The organism is Aquimarina rhabdastrellae, assembly GCA_947387485.1.
Taxonomy (GTDB): domain Bacteria; phylum Bacteroidota; class Bacteroidia; order Flavobacteriales; family Flavobacteriaceae; genus Aquimarina.
In genome coordinates this window covers 16740-33257 of record CANDNT010000016.1, presented here as the reverse complement: position 1 = coordinate 33257, position 16518 = coordinate 16740, and the positions used below count along the sequence as shown (strand labels likewise).

Genomic DNA, 16518 nt, shown 5'->3' with positions numbered 1-16518 from the left:
ACATGAATCGAGGAGGAAATTCAAGAGGGAAAAAAAGCGGAAATACTAAAAATAAGAAGTTTTATCCCAAAGGGAAGGAAGAAGTAAGAAAGAAAGCGACTCCCCAAAAAGCATCAAATCCAGATGAAATTAGACTGAATAAGTTTGTAGCAAATTCAGGAGTATGTTCTAGAAGAGATGCTGATTTATATATCCAAACAGGAAGTGTATGGGTTAATGGTAAACCTGTTACAGAAATGGGATATAAAGTAAAACTTACAGACGAAGTACGTTTTGATGGTAGGCTAATCACGCCAGAAAAGAAAGAATATATTTTATTAAATAAGCCTAAAGGTTACGTTACAACTACAAGTCCAGAGAAAAATAAAACAGTAATGCAATTGATAGCCAATGCATCACGAGTACAATTGAGACCTGTAGGGAGATTAGAACGTAATACAACAGGATTATTGCTGTTTACAAATGATGATGATTTAACAAAAAAACTTACCCATCATAAACATGGTGTACGTAAGATCTATCATGTAGAATTGGATAAAAACTTCAAATTAGAAGATTTAAAGAAACTTGAAAGCGGAGTTTTATTAAAAGAAGGATTTATTCAACCAGATGAGGTTTCTTATGTAGAAGGAGCAAGTAAAAGAGAGATAGGTATTCAAATTAAATCTTCAAAAAACGAAATCATTCGTAAAGTGATGGAGCATTTAAATTATAATGTGATTCGTCAAGATAGAGTTATTTTTGGTGGATTAACAAAAAAGGATTTACCTAGAGGAAGGTGGAGAAGCTTGACAAATCAAGAAATTATTAATCTTAAGAACTCTTAAGAGATAAGTTTTAATAAGATAAGAAAGTAATAAACAGGTCAAATTTGACCTGTTTTTTTATGCAGTTAATTAATAAATATGACAAGGAAAAATTGACAATAAAATAAATGTTAATTAAAAGCGTGAAAAACTTAAATAATCTTAAAAAATGTTAAAGCTTTAGAACAAATGTTAATTTTTTTGAAGTTTTTTTGGGGAGGTGAATTTAAAGTATAAACTTTTGAAGTATAGTGGATTAGTAGGGTTTTAAGAGTTGAGGTAGCAAGAAAATGTAAAAAAAAATAAAAATGAGAATGTAAGTTACCCTTATATGTGTGACTAAGGTCACTTAAGAGATAGTATGTGGGTGCTATCTTTAGGAATGCATTAAAAAGGGTAAATATGAATAGAAAAAGTACTAAACTAACAATGAGGTATGCTGTAAAAGCATTTTGTGTAATCTTGTTATTTTCTTCGTTTACAGAGAAGAAAAATACTGACAAAAAAGTTTTACGACAAACAACAGTTAATGCACATTCGTCTGGAGTAGTAGTCGAATGGTATAACTTAATTAAGACATTAACTACAAAAACCAAAGGGTATACACCACCAGTAGCAGCAAGAGCTTTTGGCTATACTGGAGTAGCATTATACGAATCTTTGGTAGAAGGGATGCCTAATAAAAGATCGATGTCTGGGTTGCTAAATGACTTAAAAGTTGAAACGACATTAGATAAAGACAAGATTTATTATTGGCCAGCCGTAGCCAATTGTGTGCTAGCAGAAATGACACGTTATTTTTATAAGCATACGAGTGGAAAAAGATTAAGAGCAATAGAAGCACTAGAACAAAAATATGAAGATCGCTTTATTGCATTGACTTCAGAAGAAATCTATGCAGATTCGCATGACTTAGCTAAGCGAACAGCAGAACAAATTATTCAGTGGTCAGGTAATGACGGAGGTAGAGATGGATCATTACATAATTTTCCACGAGAATACACTTCTCCAAAAGGAGATCAATATTGGGAGCCTACAGCACCTAAGTATCAACCAGCACTTCAGCCATATTGGGGAACGAATAGACCTTTTATTACAGCAAATGTAACAGAAACACAGCCTAAAGATCCTACTCCGTTCTCTATACAAATGGACTCACCATTTTACAAAGCTGCAGAAGAAGTATATAAAACTGTAAAATACATCAAACCAGAAGAAGTAGTAATTGCAGAATTTTGGTCAGACGATCCTACATCTTCAGCTACACCACCAGGACACTCGATTTCGATTTTAAATCAAGTAATAAATAGAGATAATGTAAAACTTGATAAAGCAGCCGAAGCTTTTGCAAAATTAGGAATAGGAATCTCTGATGCATTTATTTCATGCTGGAGTACTAAATACAGGACTGTATATCCTAGACCTATTACATATATCAACGCATATATTGATGAAAAATGGAAGCCAGTATTAGCGACACCTCCATTTCCAGAATATACATCTGGACATTCGGTACAATCAGGAGCATTGGCAGAAATCATGACTGATTTATTTGGAAAAAATAAACCGTTTGTTGATAGAACACATGAACACAGAAAAGATATAAATGGAATTCCGCGTAGATTTGCTAGCTTTTATGAGATGGCAGAAGAAGCAGCTATTTCTAGATTGTATGGAGGAATACATTTTAGAGAAGCTATAGATCTAGGATTAGAGCAAGGATATAAAATAGGAAAAAATATCAATGCACTAAACCTTGACAAATAATAAGATTAAAAATAAATAAGAAAAACCCGAAGCTGTAAACTTCGGGTTTTTTTATTGTAAAATGATTTTTAATTGATCATAATATTGTTTGGTAATATAGATACCATTGTGTCCAGCGCCTTCAATAGCTGTATACTCTATTTTATTAGGATATAATGCTTTTAAACGTAATGAGTTTTCTTCTGGTTTGATTAAAAAGTCACGAGTACCATGTAGAATGTTAATCTTACACTTTACGTCTGCCAAAAATTTATAAGATGGGATTTCATAATTAATCATAAACATAGGAACAGACGAAATGCTGTGAATTAGCTCGTTCCAAGCATAGTATGGAGCTTCTAATATTAACAGTTTAGGATTGTTTTTAGAAGCGGTATAAGCAGCTAATCCAGAGCCTAATGAAAAACCTAAAACTGTAATCTCATGTTCTTGATAGCGTGTTTTGAGATAATCATAGACTTTTTGAGCATCGTTATAAAGTTGAGATTCTTCGTTATAAAAACTATCGCTTTTACCATAACCTCTATAGTCTACAAATAAGATATCATACCCATTTTCTGTATATAAAGGAGCACGTTTTCCCCAGTCGTGAATTGCTCCAGCATTACCATGGAAATATAAGATAACACCTTTACGTATGGAATCCGTTTTAAATAATAAAGCATTTAGAGAGACGTCTTTGGCTACAGGAATATCAATTTCTTCAAATGATTGTTCAAAAGAATAGATATATGATTTATCCAGAACTTTTGGATTGAAATAAAAACGTTCTTGTCTAAAATATAAAAAGGTTAAAAAGAGTAGAAATAAAACGAATAGACTAATAATAATTCGTAATAATCTGCGTCCAATTTTTTTAAAATTTATGCTCAAAAATTGTTGGTTTATGTGGTTGAGAAAAGCTTTTTATAATTTCGAAAATAAAAATAGAAAAGACAATGGAATATTCTAATGCAACCATCCATAAATTTTCTCTAAACTCAGGATGAATGTACGCAGTATAACTCAATATGATAACCGCTGACCAGATTAAAGGAAAACGATAGCGTGTAAAAATGCATAGTGAAAGCGGTACAGCTATATACCATGGATGTACAGTTGTAGATAAAAAATAATAACTACAAATACCTAATACAAGTACAGTGATTAATTGTGGTGTAGTAGTGTTTTTTCTAAAGAATGTAAGTCCTAAAAGGATTCCGATAACAATTAATGGTAAAATCTTACCTGCAGTACCAATAATATTCCAACCTACAACTTGATAACCTACCCATCTAACGATATAATAAATACTAGCATTAAATTCGAAATTTTGAAACCATAAACTTATAGTTTTAGTAAAATTCTGAAGAAAAGCCTCAGATAAAAAAGGAGCAAAAGAAACTACCACAGTTAATAATACAAGACTATAAAAGCCTACAAGCTTTAACCCTCCTTTAAAAGGAGAAATTTTTTGATTCTGAATAATAAACTTTTTAAAAAATAAAGGAAGAAATAATAAGGGAATAAGCTTTACAGATACAGATAACCCTAACGCTATTGCTGCCCAATACCAATATCCTTTATGTAATAAATAAAGAGACCAAATGATAAAAAATACCATAACACCTTCAAAATGTAGGTTGGCAGTTAACTCTAGTATGATAAAAGGATTAAGTATGTACCAGAAAATACGATGTTCTGGTAAGCCTAAATCTTTTAATAATTTATGACCATATATAAATGTACCAATATCTGCAAGAATGATTAAAATTCTTAGTGTCACTACGGCGCCTAAAATATTTGTGTTTGATATTAAACCAGCGATACTATAGCATAATTGACTAATAGGAGGATAATTGGTGTAATGGCTGGCATTGAGTTGTCCCATGCCGTCATACAGTTCAAGAGCCTCTGCTATAGGCGCAGTATTTTGAGCAATAAGATCTTTAGGAAGGTACAAATAGGGGTTAAAACCGCTAATAAGCATACGACCATCCCATATAAATCGATAAAAATCTTGTGAGAGATTGGGTATAGCTACAAGAAATAGAATTCTAAAAAGTAAAGCCAAACCAGCTAGTAAGCTAGTTTGGCTTGCATTTATTTTAATGAGTTTATATGAAAGATAAAATAAAGCACTCCATAATCCTATAATTTTTATAACATCTGTACGAGATGTGAAGGCAAAGCTAATATAAAATGCTACTGTAGTAAGTGCAAGGAGTATAGTAATGCGGTTATATTTCCATAACTCTTGAATCACAATTTTGAGGTAATTGATTTAATAAAAACAAATGAAAAACCTAAGAAAAGCATGACATGAAATACAAATAAACCAAAATCTTGTAGGGTAAAAGCACTGTATAAAGCAAAGCCAAAATAACCTACTAATAATGCTTCGATAAATGTATTTCCAGAAATATTTTTGTTAATGTATTTATTTCCTTTCCAAGAATCTTTCAATGAGTTAATATTGAATTTTGGAGTACGTACAAATTCACTTTTCTTTCCAAGATGTCCTTCAAGTACAGCCATAGAATTATGTACAGAGAATCCCATAGCTACAGAGAAGAAAGTAAAGAATAGTTTAACGTATTCTAAGAAATTCCAGAATCCGCCACCATGAATTCGTTTAAAAGTATACCAATAGCAAATAAAGAAAATAAGTGTACTTGAAGCAAAAAATGCAATTACATTAAAATACCAACTAAACATAGGGTTACTATTTTTAATGTACATTACAGGAACACTTAAAATGGCAACTAGTAAAACAAGTAAGAACATGCTACTATTCAATAAATGGAAAAAACTATGAAATTTAGTTTTTAAAGGAACCGTTTTATCTTTTAATAATTTCCAAAACAATTTCTGGAAGTTTTCAGCAGCACCTTTATTCCATCTAAATTGTTGCGAGCGAGCAGCACTAATAACAACAGGTAATTCTGCGGGAGTTTCAACACCTTCAAGATATTTAAACTTCCATTTTTTTAATTGTGCTCTATAGCTTAAATCTAAATCTTCTGTTAGGGTATCACCTTCCCAATTTCCGGCATCTTCAATACAGGTTTTACGCCATACTCCAGCAGTACCGTTAAAATTGATAAAATGATCTCTATAATTACGACCAACTTGTTCCATTGTAAAATGAAAATCAAGAGCAAATGCTTGAATTTTGGTCAACATAGAATAGTTTCTATTGATATGCCCCCAACGTGTTTGAACCACACCAATATTTTCATCTTTAAAATAAGGAATAGTCTGGAGTAACCATTTTTTGCCAGGTAAGAAATCGGCATCAAAGATGGCAACAAATTCTCCTTTGGCAATCTTGAGCCCTTCTTTTAAAGCACCCGCTTTAAAACCAGAGCGATCGGTACGTCTGATATGCTTAATATCCAAACCAGTTTTCTGTAAACGCTCAATATGAGCAGCTGTAGTAGAAACAGATTCGTCTGTAGAATCGTCAAGTACTTGAATCTCTAATTTATCTTTGGGATACTCTAATAGAGCAATATTATCAAGAAGACGTCCCATAACATAAAGCTCGTTATAAACAGGCAGTTGTATAGTAACTAATGGAATCTCTTCTTCTTTAGAAAAGTCAAAAGTTGGACTATTATCGGGTTGTTTTCTTGATTTAAGGTAATTGAACAATAGATTCAATTGCGCTAAACTATAAAAGAAAATAATTAATAACGCGAGAGTGTAAATGCTGATAATGGCAATGTCCATTATTTAAAACTATATTTAAAAATCCAACTTAATATCTTAACGCCTGCAAAGATAGCACCTTTTATGGTTCCTGAAACTTTTGAGACACCTATTCTTCTTTTATAAGAAACAGGGATTTCTGTGTATGAATACTTCTTTTTCAGGGCTTTCAACTGCATTTCTACGGTCCATCCATAGGTTTTATCTTCCATGTTTAATGCTAGAAGCTTATCGTATTTGATAGCCCTAAAAGGACCTAAATCGGTAAACGTAGCATTGAAAAATAGTTTCATAAGTGTTGTTGCTAACCAATTGCCAAAGATTTGAGGAAATGTCATAGAACCATCCTCTCTAAGGGCTTTGTCACGAGCACCAATAACAAAATCTATATCTTGATTAAGAATAGGTGCTACTATTTTGATAAGTTCTTGAGGGTAATCACTATAATCACCATCCAAAAAGACTACAATGTCTGGTGATGGATGTTGTGCAATATATTCAAGACCTTTTAAACATGCATATCCATAGCCTCTACGATTTTCGGTTAATACTGTAGCACCAGCATTTTGAGCAACAGCTACGGTATTATCAGACGAATTATTGTTGACTACAATAATCTCTGAAACGATATCAGGAATTTCTGCAATAACATGCTTTATAGATTCCTCTTCGTTGTAGGCAGGAATAATAACTTTTATACTAGGAGGCATTATAGAAAAGCGTTTGGGTTATCTTTTTTAAAGCTCAATACATCAGTCCATTCACCAATTTTTAAATCATCCATAAAACGCTCTGCTTTAAAAAGTTTATTTTTCTTGTAAAGTAAACAAAAACCATTTTTTCTATCATTTTTATATTGACATTTTTTAATGATGGATTTAAATGAGTCATAAATAACCCACCATTTTTCTGCTTTATCATTAATATAATGTCCTTCTTTGAGTAAAGTATTTTTTGAAGAATAGAAAAACCAATATCCGTTTTTACGATTATTCTTAAAATGCCCTTTTTGAGCAATGACACCATTAGGGTGATAATAAATCCAAAAATCCATTTTAATACCATCCATAATCCAACCTTCAGCTTTTATTTCTCCATTAGGATAATATTCTTTATGATATTCTTTAGCATACATTGTATACTGTCCAGAACCAACGATCAATGTGAAAATTAATGTAAATATAATTCTGTATAACATAATGGATATAAAAAACTTAAGGGTTAGACGTAATTAATGCTTTAAGCTAACAAAAAATCCAAAGGAATTATAAAAAGAGCTCCTTTGGATTGATTGTTTAGTATTTAATATAGTGAACTAAGATTATTTTTTGTTTACAAAATTCATAAGATCAATATCATTACCTAGTAATACATCTGTAGGGTTAATACGACCAGCTTCTGGACCATTTTCTAATTTTAATACACCTCTAGGACATACTGCAGAACAAACACCACAACCTACACAACTTGCACGTACAATGTTTTCTCCTTTTTGAGCATAAGCACGAACATCAATTCCTTGCTCACAATATGTAGAACAGTTACCACAAGAGATACATTGACCACCATTAGTAGTAATTCTGAATCTTGATTTAAAACGTTGTACTAATCCCATGTATGCAGCAAGAGGACAACCAAAACGGCACCAAGTACGATTACCCATAATAGGATAGAAACCAGTACCAATAACTCCAGAGAACCAAGATCCAATTAAGAATCCATAGTAAAATTGAATATCTTGAGTTTTGATACCTAAAACAGTAGCTTCTGTAGTAAAGTAGCTATATAAGGTGAAAGCAGTCATAACCAAAGAAAATATTAATACACCATGAATTAACCATCTTTCAACTTTCCATGCGACTAGTCTTTTACTTGATAATTGACGATATGGGTCACCTAAAGTTTCGGCAAGACCTCCACATCCACAAACCCATGAACAATACCATCTTTTACCAAAAAAGTATACCATTACAGGAACAATAATAACAGTAAGAGCGATTCCCCATACAAGCATGAATAAACCTAAGTTACCGCTATTGATTAAGTTATTGATATTCCAATCAAAGAAGAAATCATAATCAAGAGGGAAGGCGTTTTTGAAATCAAAATAAGGTTTGTTAAAACGAACTAAGATTTCTGGAATTAAAAAGGCAAAAGCTATTTGAAAAAATAATACAGCCGTAGTACGTATAATTTGATACATATTGTGACGATATTTGATATACATACGTATACCCATTACAATCATAACAACACAATATAAGAATCCATATAAGAACCATTGACTAGCCAAATTACCACTAAGACCAGAACTAATTGGATCTAAGACATAAGTCCAATTTACAATATATTCTGGACGGAAATATAGTAGTATATAAAATGCTACTAGGTAGACAAAAGCACCGATACCTATCCATCCTCTATTTGTCGCAGCATTAAGAAAAATACCATTGTTTTTGATTCCTGGAGCACCAAGTAAAATGATATTAGGTAAGATGAACATTAACGAACCTATGATACCCAGACCAAAAGTAAGCCACCAATACATTCCTTTATGCTCAACGATACTACCCTTACCTGCAGGTTTTATGAGATCATAGGCAAAATTATGAGGCTTATCCCATATTACTTTATCCCATTCTTGATTTTTTTTATGTATTTCGTTTGAAGAATCTAATATTTCAAGAATGTCTGAAGACAGTGTAAACTGACTAGTGTATTCTTTATCTGTAATACGTTGTTTAAACGAGTTAATAAAAAGTTCACTTTTGATTCCTTTAGAAGTTGTAAAAGCATCAAAGGCTTCAGTAGTAACTTCATATTTTCCTAAAAAAAGCAAGGAGGTAAAAATAGCTAGACCAGCTAGAAACAATACCAATCCTGTATATTTTATTGCTTTCATAATGTTATTTTATATAGAACATCTAATTAAAGATGTATGATATTAATAGATAATTTAATTGAAAAAAAATGTTATACTCTACTGAAAATGCGTTTCCAGCTTTTTGCTTTTACTTTTATAGAAGTGTTATTTTCTTGATTAAACTTAGAAACAATTTCACTTTCATATTGTTTATAAAACTCAGGATCAAAATTGGCATCTTTTAAATGCTCTAATATATGTTCGACAGTTTGCTCTTCGTTAAGCCAGCGATCAAAAATTTCGTGTCGCATGCGGATTCCGAAAGTATTGATACCTATAAACTTTCTACTATCCGTTTCATAGTTTAAATGGATACATTTTTTTCCGTTAGGATGCTCCCAATAGAATTGTGAAGTGCCTTCTTTGGGTTTAGCCCATACCCAACCATAAGTTTGGTATTCTATATCAATAAATTTAGCACTGTTAAACCAGTGTCCAGGTTTGTATTGGATACGATTTCCACAAATTGTTTGTGCTACAGTTTCACCCATCATTCTTCCTGTATACCATACTGCTTCAATAGGACGACGACTACCAATAGCTTCGTGTTGTTCTGCACAATCACCTATAGCATAGATATTGGGAATGTTAGTTTCTAAATAGCGATTAACTTTTATACCACGACCTAGTTCAATACCAGATTCTCTTAAAAAGTCAACGTTAGGAGAAACACCAGCAGTCAAGCCTACTACATCACATTCAATAAATTCGTCTGTTTCTGCAATGACAATTCCTTTTGCCTTTCCGTTTTCGTCTGCTACAATTTCTTTAAGATTAACACCTAAACGAAGATCGATATGATTATCAAGAATTTCACGATTGATCATTGCCGATTCTCCGGCAGGTAATACACCGTTCCAGAAACTTGATTCACGTACTAGAAACGTAACTGGTATATGTCTAGAGTGAAGCATTTCTGCCAATTCTATACCAATTAAACCACCACCTACAATTACAGCTCGTTTACAAGCAGTGTTATCTGGAGCGTATTTTTCTAAGTTTTGAAGGTCTTGTTTATGATACATTCCCATAACACCATCCAAATCTTGACCAGGCCATCCAAATTTATTAGGTTTTGACCCTACAGCAAGGATTAACTTATCATAAGACAAGGTTTCACCGTTTTGAAAAACTAATTCATTTTGTTCGTGATTAACCTTAGAAACAAAACCTTTTTTTAATTCAATTCTATTTTTTTTCCAAAACCAACTTTCATATGGTTGTGTGTGTTCAAACTTCATATGTCCCATATAGACATACATTAAAGCTGTACGCGAAAAAAAATAGTCAGTTTCACCAGAGATAATAGTGATTTTTTTGTCAGATAATTTTCTGATATGTCTAGCAGCTGTAACTCCAGAAATCCCATTACCTATTATTACGATATGTTCCATAGCATCAATTTGGGTGTTATTAATACAGAATGTTTCCCCTTCTGTCGTATATAAAGGTAAGAACTTAAGAAGCAGGAATAATTTAGAATGAATCTAAAAACAAAAGGGGTAGGGTACGGTTGTTTTTAAACCTAAGGAAACACAGGGTTGATTATAAGAGTTCGTTTTTTGCTAAGAGTTGGAAGATAGAAATTAACATGCCCAGAGTAAAAGCAATTATGTTGTAATAGAATAAGTTTCGTTTTAAAATGCCATAAGTGCTATAACTGATTTTTGAAGTGTTCATCATAAGGATAATGGTAAGTATAAATATAATTACAATCAAAAATATTAGTACTTGTAAAATTGAATTTTCGGAGAAGCTATAGTAAGGAGTAGGAAAAGTTAAATTTATAAGGAGAAGGTAAAAATAGGATAGTATAAAGACCCAACCTATTTTCTTATTGATAAAAACACCAATGATAGGTATAAGAAGAGACGTTGCCGGTAAAAATAAAAAAGATGAAAAAAAACTATCCTATAATGAGTATGATATGTTTATTTCTGAATAAAACAAGAAATTATTAATCCCTCTAACTATGCAATATATGAATATACTTAGTAGTATTATTTTAATACATAATAATAAAAAGTGTTGCTTAATAGATTGTAAATAAGATTTCATGATTGACGAAGTGTTATGGTTTTATATAATGTATGTGGTTTAGTAGCTGCAAAAATGTAATGGATTAATCCAAAATCATAGATTTAAACTAGTGCTAATCTTTAAAATAGCATAACCTACAAATAATATAATACTAGAGTATTCTGTTGTATATTAGGATAATATCAATAGAAATCAAAACTTACTGTAAGTACAATCTATTGAGATCGACTTAAGCAATAATTATTTGCAATGATTAAGATACACACAAATCTTATTATAAATTAAAAAAAAAGAATGAAAAAGATATTAGCATTAGCAATTATAGTACTGAGTGTAACATCTGGATATGCTCAAGTAGATCAATTTTTTACAAAGGCAAACACTTTTTTTAAAACGCATGTAAAAAATGGTAGAGTAGACTATAAAACTATAAAAAAAACGCCACAAGCTTTAGACGAATTATTAAGTCTTGCAGCCAAAACTTCAGTAAGTACGAGTAAACCTAAAACATACCAAGCATTTTATATAAATGCATACAATCTAGCAGTAATCAAAGGAATCGTTCAGAATTTCCCGTTGAAATCTCCATTAGATGTAAAAGGATTTTTTGATAAAAAAACATATGTGTTAGGAGGAAAAAAGACAACATTAAACGATTTGGAAAACAAATTACTTAGAGCAAAATTCCCATCAGAAGCACGTTTTCATTTTGTATTAGTATGTGCAGGATTAGGGTGTCCTCCTATAATAGCTGAAGCATATTTGCCTAGCACATTGAATGCTCAATTAGATAGACAGACTAAAAAATCGTTAAACAATCCCAATTTTATAAAAGTAAAAGGAAAGAAAGTTCAGATATCACAAATTTTTGAATGGTATAAAGGAGATTTTACAAAGAAAGGATCAGAGATTGATTATATCAATAAATTTAGAAAAGAACCTATCTCTACAAAAGCTAAAGTATCATACTATCCATACGATTGGAGATTGAATATATTGAAATAAAAAATTGCTAGAAAAAGAAAAAGGAAAACAATTATGAAAAAGAATAGAATTGCTACTGCGCTATTTGTGGCTTTATTAAGTGCATATTCAGGTATTGCACAAGAAGACGAATCAACTTTGTCTAATGTTCAAGAATATACACCTTCAAAACTCTTGAAAAAAGGGCAATGGGATATTAAGTTTTTTAATAGTTTATATACTCAAACAGAACAAACAGATGCGAGAAGTTCGTCTGTAGATATAGATCGTCAAACTTTCTTTACTAATACTACAGAAATTTATACTGGAGTAAGTAATTCTTCAAGAGTGAATGTAGGTTTAATCGTGCAAGTACGATCTAATACTTTAGAAGGGCAAGGTGCTTTAGATGTATTTCAATTTGAAGATAATGGTGTTGACGCAAGAAGTGGTGTAACTACAATTGCACCGTCGATTAGAGTACAGCCATTTAAAAATATAAGTAATTTCTCATTTACCAGTTCTGTATATTTTCCAGTTTTTGAAGACAAGCCAGGACCTTATTTAGATAAGCGTAGTATTTTTTGGGAAACTAAATTCTTTTATGATAAGACCTTTGGTGGTGGAGATTGGCAAATTTTTACAGAGGCAGATTTTGGATTTAACTTTGGAGAGAAAAGCTCAGATGCAGATCCTACTACATCAAATGTAGGAGAACGCTTTGCTAATAACAGTTTATTTCTACCATTAAGCGCATTTTTAAGCTATTTCCCAAGTAGTAAGTCAACTATATTTGTTAATGGACAACAAGCTTTCTTATTAGATTTAGGGAATGATTTTGCTCAAAATTATACCCAATTAGGATTTGGAGGGAAATATCAATTAACAAATGTATTAAACCTAGAAGCTTCGTATGGAAAGATAGTAAGAGGAAATAACTTTCAAGGTTTAGGGCATACCTTTAGTTTAGGATTAAGAGCGCTCTTTTAAGATCAGAAATTACAATAGTAAAATAAATCAAGAACCTACTAATAACATTTTGTTAGTAGGTTTTTGATTTAATAATCGATAGCTTAGTAAGCAAAAAAAGTAATGAAAAGTGTAAAATACGTTTTAGGTGCCTTAATATTAATAATGTATTCCTGTACAGGACAGTCTCAAAAAATTAACGGAGTGAGTTTTGTATCTTCAGGAAAAGCAGTTACACAGAAAAATGTAGATCCATTAATAGAATTAAAAGCAAATTATGCTGCAGTAATGCCTTTTGGTTTTATAAGAAGCATCTCAGACCCTAAATTATTTTTTAACGAAAAACGGCAATGGTTTGGTGAGAGAAAAGAAGGCGTAAAGCAATATATGCAGATGCTTCAAAAGAATAATATAAAGATCATGATGAAGCCTCAAATATGGATTGCCAAAGGCGTTTATACTGGGTTTTTGAAGATGGAAAGTGAAGCGCAATGGCAGCAATTAGAAAGTGATTACAGAAGATTTATTTTATTATATGCCGAAGTTGCAGCAGAGGTAGATGCAGAGATTTTATGTATAGGAACAGAATTAGAGCAATTTGTAGCGCATCGACCACAATATTGGAAAAACCTTATAAAAGAGATAAAGCAAATTTATAAAGGTAAATTAACGTATGCTGCTAATTGGGATGAATATAAAAGAACTCCATTTTGGGGAGCTCTAGATTATATAGGAATTGATGGATACTATCCAGTAGCTACAACAAAGACACCTACGATTGAAGAATGCCGAGAAGGATGGCAAAAATGGAAACCAGAAATAAAGCAAGTAGCAGAACGACACCAAAAACAAGTCCTGTTTACAGAGTTTGGATATCGTAGTGTAGATTATACAGCAAAAGAACCGTGGAAATCTGATTACAGTATGACGCAAGTAAATCTTGCTGCACAAACACAAGCTACTGAAGCTTTATTTGAAGAATTCTGGAAAGAAGAATGGTTTGCTGGTGGTTTTGTTTGGAAATGGTTTCTCGATTATGAAAATTCAGGTGGGACAGAAAACACTAGGTTTACGCCTCAAAATAAACCAGTAGAAAAGGTGATTAGATCATATTTTGAGAAGTATTAAAGTTGAATTTTAGATTAGAGAATAGCTACTCATCACCTAATAATATAAATATCAATAGATAAGCAATGATTTTTTTGAAATAAAATGTTGTGATTACCCATAGTTATACGACTAAGCAATAAAAAGAGATCCTGATGAGTATTGAATGTCAGTGAAATCTATTTTTTGATGAACATCAAAACGATAAAATTGTGCTAGAAAAAAGCAAGTAAATACAGAAGCATAACCTTAATAGCAGAAGTATTTATAGTATAAAAATTGCTAACATGAAAAGAATCATTATTGTATTAGTTTTGCTATTCCATTTTGGTGGTATTGCTCAAGATGCTTTAATAGCAGATATAAAAGTTCAAGGAAATAAAAGAACTAAAACAAGTTTTATTAAAAAAATAGCTAAAGCTAAAAAAGGAGCAATATTAGACTCTATAGTTTTAGAAGAAGACATAAAACGATTAAAACGATTACCTTCTATAGCTCATGCATATTTTCAAGTATTTAAATCTGATGAAAATGCATATAATGTATTTTACACTATAGAAGAAAATTTTACAATTATACCTTCCTTAAATATATATACTACAAACGATGATGAATTTGCTTTTAGAGTCGCTGCCACAGAATTTAACCTTTTTGGACAAAATGTAGCAGTAGGTGGTTTTTTTCAAAGAGATATATACAATTCATATGGAGCAAGTATAAGAGCACCATATGCGTTTAGTAATAAGTTTGGTTTTGCGTTTAATCATCAAAGTTTGACTACTCAAGAACCTGTTTTTTTAGAAGAAGGAACGGCAGATTATAAATATACCAATACATCATATGAAGTATTAGGACTATACGAAATCAATTTTAGAAACAGAGTAGAGCTAGGGGTTAATTATTTTAATGAGGATTATGAATATAAGCAGGGTGTTACTAATGAAAATGTACCTAGAGATTTTGATGTAAACAAACTACTGTTTAAGTTAATTTATGAATACAATAATTTAAACTATCATTTCCAATATGTATCTGGATTAAGAGTAAACTCTAATTTTCAATATGTCATTAGTACGGAAGAAGTATTACCTGATTTCCTTATTGGATGGGCAGATTTTTCTTATTTTAAAAGAATAGGAAAGAAAGGAAACTGGGCAAGTCGTTTACGTTTAGGCTTGGCTACAAATGACGATTCTCCTTTTGCTCCTTTTGCAGTAGATAATAATTTAAATATAAGAGGAGTAGGAAATACAATTGATAGAGGTACAGGAGTAATTGTATTGAATACAGAATATAGACATACTTTATATGAAAAGAACTGGTTTATTTTACAAGGGAATGCTTTTGTAGATGGAGGTACATGGAGAAATCCAGGAGGTGATTTTGGAGATTTTGGAAACAGTCAGAACTTTAGAGTTTATCCAGGAGTAGGATTAAGATTTATGCATAAGCGTATTTTTAATGCAGTATTTAGAATAGATTATGGATATGGAGTAACTAAGGATGCTACTAATGGTATTGTCTTTGGGATTGGACAGTATTTTTAATAAAGAGCGTTTACGAAATAATATGCTTTTTATAATATTGGTATAACTCATCTGCCGAAGCACCCATTAATTTCCTTAAATGTATTGCCCAAAAGTGATATTGTAGTCGCCAGATACCGTTTATTTCATAACGACGAGCCGAAGTTGTAAGCCATTGTTGAATGACGACAAACTCTTTACGTTCATATAACTGACTAATAAGAATATTATCTTCATAAATAATATAGGATTCGTCATAGCCTTGAAGTTCTTCAAAAAGCTCTTTAGTAATAAATTGACTTTGATCTCCGCCGCGACAAGCTCTACTTTTAAACTTGGTAAGCCATCCAGCAAGGCGTAACCACCAGTGAGTACTATCGAATTTCATACAAAAACAACCTGCATAATTATGTTTTTGTACTTCATTAATGATATAAGTATCAAAGTTTTTAGGGGGGAAGCTATCTGCATGTAAGAAATATAAAATATCACCAGTAGCATGTCTACTCCCTAAATTCATTTGTTTGGCACGACCTTTACATGAAGGGATCAATGTGACGTGATCAAACTGATTAATAATTTCTTGAGAGCCATCTGTACTACCACCATCTATTACCATAACTTCTGCAATGTACTCTTGAGTATAAGAGTCTTGCAAATGTTGAAGCAGCTTACGTATAGTAGCTGCTTCATTTAATATAGGAATGATGATAGATATCTTCAA

14 protein-coding genes are annotated in these 16518 nt (G+C 31.6%); 6 read left to right on the top strand and 8 right to left on the bottom strand.

The genetic code is table 11. The features are described 5' to 3' along the window. Window positions 1–2 precede the first annotated feature (2 nt). Both ACYEKI_RS17770 and ACYEKI_RS17765 read left to right on the top strand, forming a co-directional pair. On the top strand, window positions 3–827 hold the full coding sequence (locus ACYEKI_RS17770) for a pseudouridine synthase (RefSeq protein WP_459212558.1): 825 nt from the start codon (window positions 3–5) through the stop codon (window positions 825–827). A gap of 381 nt (window positions 828–1208) precedes the next feature. After that, a complete protein-coding gene (locus ACYEKI_RS17765; protein WP_459212557.1) occupies window positions 1209–2573 on the top strand; it encodes a vanadium-dependent haloperoxidase in 1365 nt (454 codons plus the stop codon). A 51-nt stretch (window positions 2574–2624) separates the two neighbouring features. Here the strand turns inward: ACYEKI_RS17765 and ACYEKI_RS17760 are convergent, their stop codons facing one another. The 7 genes from ACYEKI_RS17760 to ACYEKI_RS17730 form a co-directional block, all read right to left on the bottom strand. Then, window positions 2625–3446 (bottom strand): alpha/beta hydrolase, encoded by an 822-nt coding sequence (locus ACYEKI_RS17760; RefSeq protein ID WP_459212556.1) that lies wholly within the window; start codon window positions 3444–3446, stop codon window positions 2625–2627. Next, window positions 3430–4818 carry a mannosyltransferase gene (locus ACYEKI_RS17755; RefSeq protein WP_459212555.1) on the bottom strand — a complete coding sequence of 463 codons (1389 nt, stop codon included), beginning with the start codon at window positions 4816–4818 and terminating at the stop codon, window positions 3430–3432. The genes ACYEKI_RS17760 and ACYEKI_RS17755 overlap by 17 nt, the downstream gene beginning before the upstream one ends. Beyond that, window positions 4815–6287: a cellulose synthase family protein gene (locus tag ACYEKI_RS17750; RefSeq protein WP_459212554.1), complete on the bottom strand. Its 1473-nt coding sequence runs from the start codon at window positions 6285–6287 to the stop codon at window positions 4815–4817. The genes ACYEKI_RS17755 and ACYEKI_RS17750 overlap by 4 nt, the downstream gene beginning before the upstream one ends. Further along, window positions 6287–6976, bottom strand: coding sequence for a glycosyltransferase family 2 protein (locus tag ACYEKI_RS17745; protein WP_459212553.1), 690 nt, complete (start codon window positions 6974–6976; stop codon window positions 6287–6289). The genes ACYEKI_RS17750 and ACYEKI_RS17745 overlap by 1 nt, the downstream gene beginning before the upstream one ends. After that, window positions 6976–7464, bottom strand: coding sequence for a toxin-antitoxin system YwqK family antitoxin (locus tag ACYEKI_RS17740; RefSeq protein WP_459212552.1), 489 nt, complete (start codon window positions 7462–7464; stop codon window positions 6976–6978). Before ACYEKI_RS17740 ends, ACYEKI_RS17745 begins: the two co-directional genes overlap by 1 nt. A gap of 123 nt (window positions 7465–7587) precedes the next feature. Further along, window positions 7588–9168 carry a 4Fe-4S binding protein gene (locus ACYEKI_RS17735; protein ID WP_459212551.1) on the bottom strand — a complete coding sequence of 527 codons (1581 nt, stop codon included), beginning with the start codon at window positions 9166–9168 and terminating at the stop codon, window positions 7588–7590. Window positions 9169–9239: 71 nt separating this feature from the next. After that, on the bottom strand, window positions 9240–10583 hold the full coding sequence (locus tag ACYEKI_RS17730; RefSeq protein WP_459212550.1) for an NAD(P)/FAD-dependent oxidoreductase: 1344 nt from the start codon (window positions 10581–10583) through the stop codon (window positions 9240–9242). A gap of 940 nt (window positions 10584–11523) precedes the next feature. Here ACYEKI_RS17730 and ACYEKI_RS17725 point away from each other — a divergent pair. From ACYEKI_RS17725 to ACYEKI_RS17710, 4 genes are all read left to right on the top strand, one after another. Next, entirely contained in the window at window positions 11524–12234 is a 711-nt protein-coding gene (locus ACYEKI_RS17725) for a DUF547 domain-containing protein (RefSeq protein ID WP_459212549.1), read from the top strand. A gap of 33 nt (window positions 12235–12267) precedes the next feature. Continuing rightward, on the top strand, window positions 12268–13182 hold the full coding sequence (locus tag ACYEKI_RS17720) for a hypothetical protein (RefSeq protein ID WP_459212548.1): 915 nt from the start codon (window positions 12268–12270) through the stop codon (window positions 13180–13182). 102 nt (window positions 13183–13284) lie between these two features. Next, the gene (locus ACYEKI_RS17715; protein WP_459212547.1) at window positions 13285–14289 is read left to right on the top strand and encodes a glycoside hydrolase family 113; all 1005 of its coding nucleotides are present in this window, start codon (window positions 13285–13287) and stop codon (window positions 14287–14289) included. A 266-nt stretch (window positions 14290–14555) separates the two neighbouring features. Then, window positions 14556–15815, top strand: a complete 1260-nt coding sequence (locus ACYEKI_RS17710; RefSeq protein ID WP_459212546.1) for a POTRA domain-containing protein — start codon at window positions 14556–14558, stop codon at window positions 15813–15815. Window positions 15816–15825: 10 nt separating this feature from the next. Here ACYEKI_RS17710 and ACYEKI_RS17705 read toward each other — a convergent pair whose 3' ends face one another. Then, window positions 15826–16518: a TIGR04283 family arsenosugar biosynthesis glycosyltransferase gene (locus ACYEKI_RS17705; RefSeq protein WP_459212545.1), complete on the bottom strand. Its 693-nt coding sequence runs from the start codon at window positions 16516–16518 to the stop codon at window positions 15826–15828.

Bases quoted from the DNA above. Each gene is read 5' to 3' on its own strand.
- ACYEKI_RS17745 (WP_459212553.1), bottom strand. From the start codon at position 6,976: ATGCCTCCTAGTATAAAAGTTATTATTCCTGCCTACAACGAAGAGGAA.
- ACYEKI_RS17740 (WP_459212552.1), bottom strand. From the start codon at position 7,464: ATGTTATACAGAATTATATTTACATTAATTTTCACATTGATCGTTGGT.
- ACYEKI_RS17735 (WP_459212551.1), bottom strand. From the start codon at position 9,168: ATGAAAGCAATAAAATATACAGGATTGGTATTGTTTCTAGCTGGTCTA.
- ACYEKI_RS17765 (WP_459212557.1), top strand. From the start codon at position 1,209: ATGAATAGAAAAAGTACTAAACTAACAATGAGGTATGCTGTAAAAGCA.
- ACYEKI_RS17720 (WP_459212548.1), top strand. From the start codon at position 12,268: ATGAAAAAGAATAGAATTGCTACTGCGCTATTTGTGGCTTTATTAAGT.
- ACYEKI_RS17725 (WP_459212549.1), top strand. From the start codon at position 11,524: ATGAAAAAGATATTAGCATTAGCAATTATAGTACTGAGTGTAACATCT.
- ACYEKI_RS17730 (WP_459212550.1), bottom strand. From the start codon at position 10,583: ATGGAACATATCGTAATAATAGGTAATGGGATTTCTGGAGTTACAGCT.
- ACYEKI_RS17715 (WP_459212547.1), top strand. From the start codon at position 13,285: ATGAAAAGTGTAAAATACGTTTTAGGTGCCTTAATATTAATAATGTAT.
- ACYEKI_RS17770 (WP_459212558.1), top strand. From the start codon at position 3: ATGAATCGAGGAGGAAATTCAAGAGGGAAAAAAAGCGGAAATACTAAA.
- ACYEKI_RS17710 (WP_459212546.1), top strand. From the start codon at position 14,556: ATGAAAAGAATCATTATTGTATTAGTTTTGCTATTCCATTTTGGTGGT.
- ACYEKI_RS17750 (WP_459212554.1), bottom strand. From the start codon at position 6,287: ATGGACATTGCCATTATCAGCATTTACACTCTCGCGTTATTAATTATT.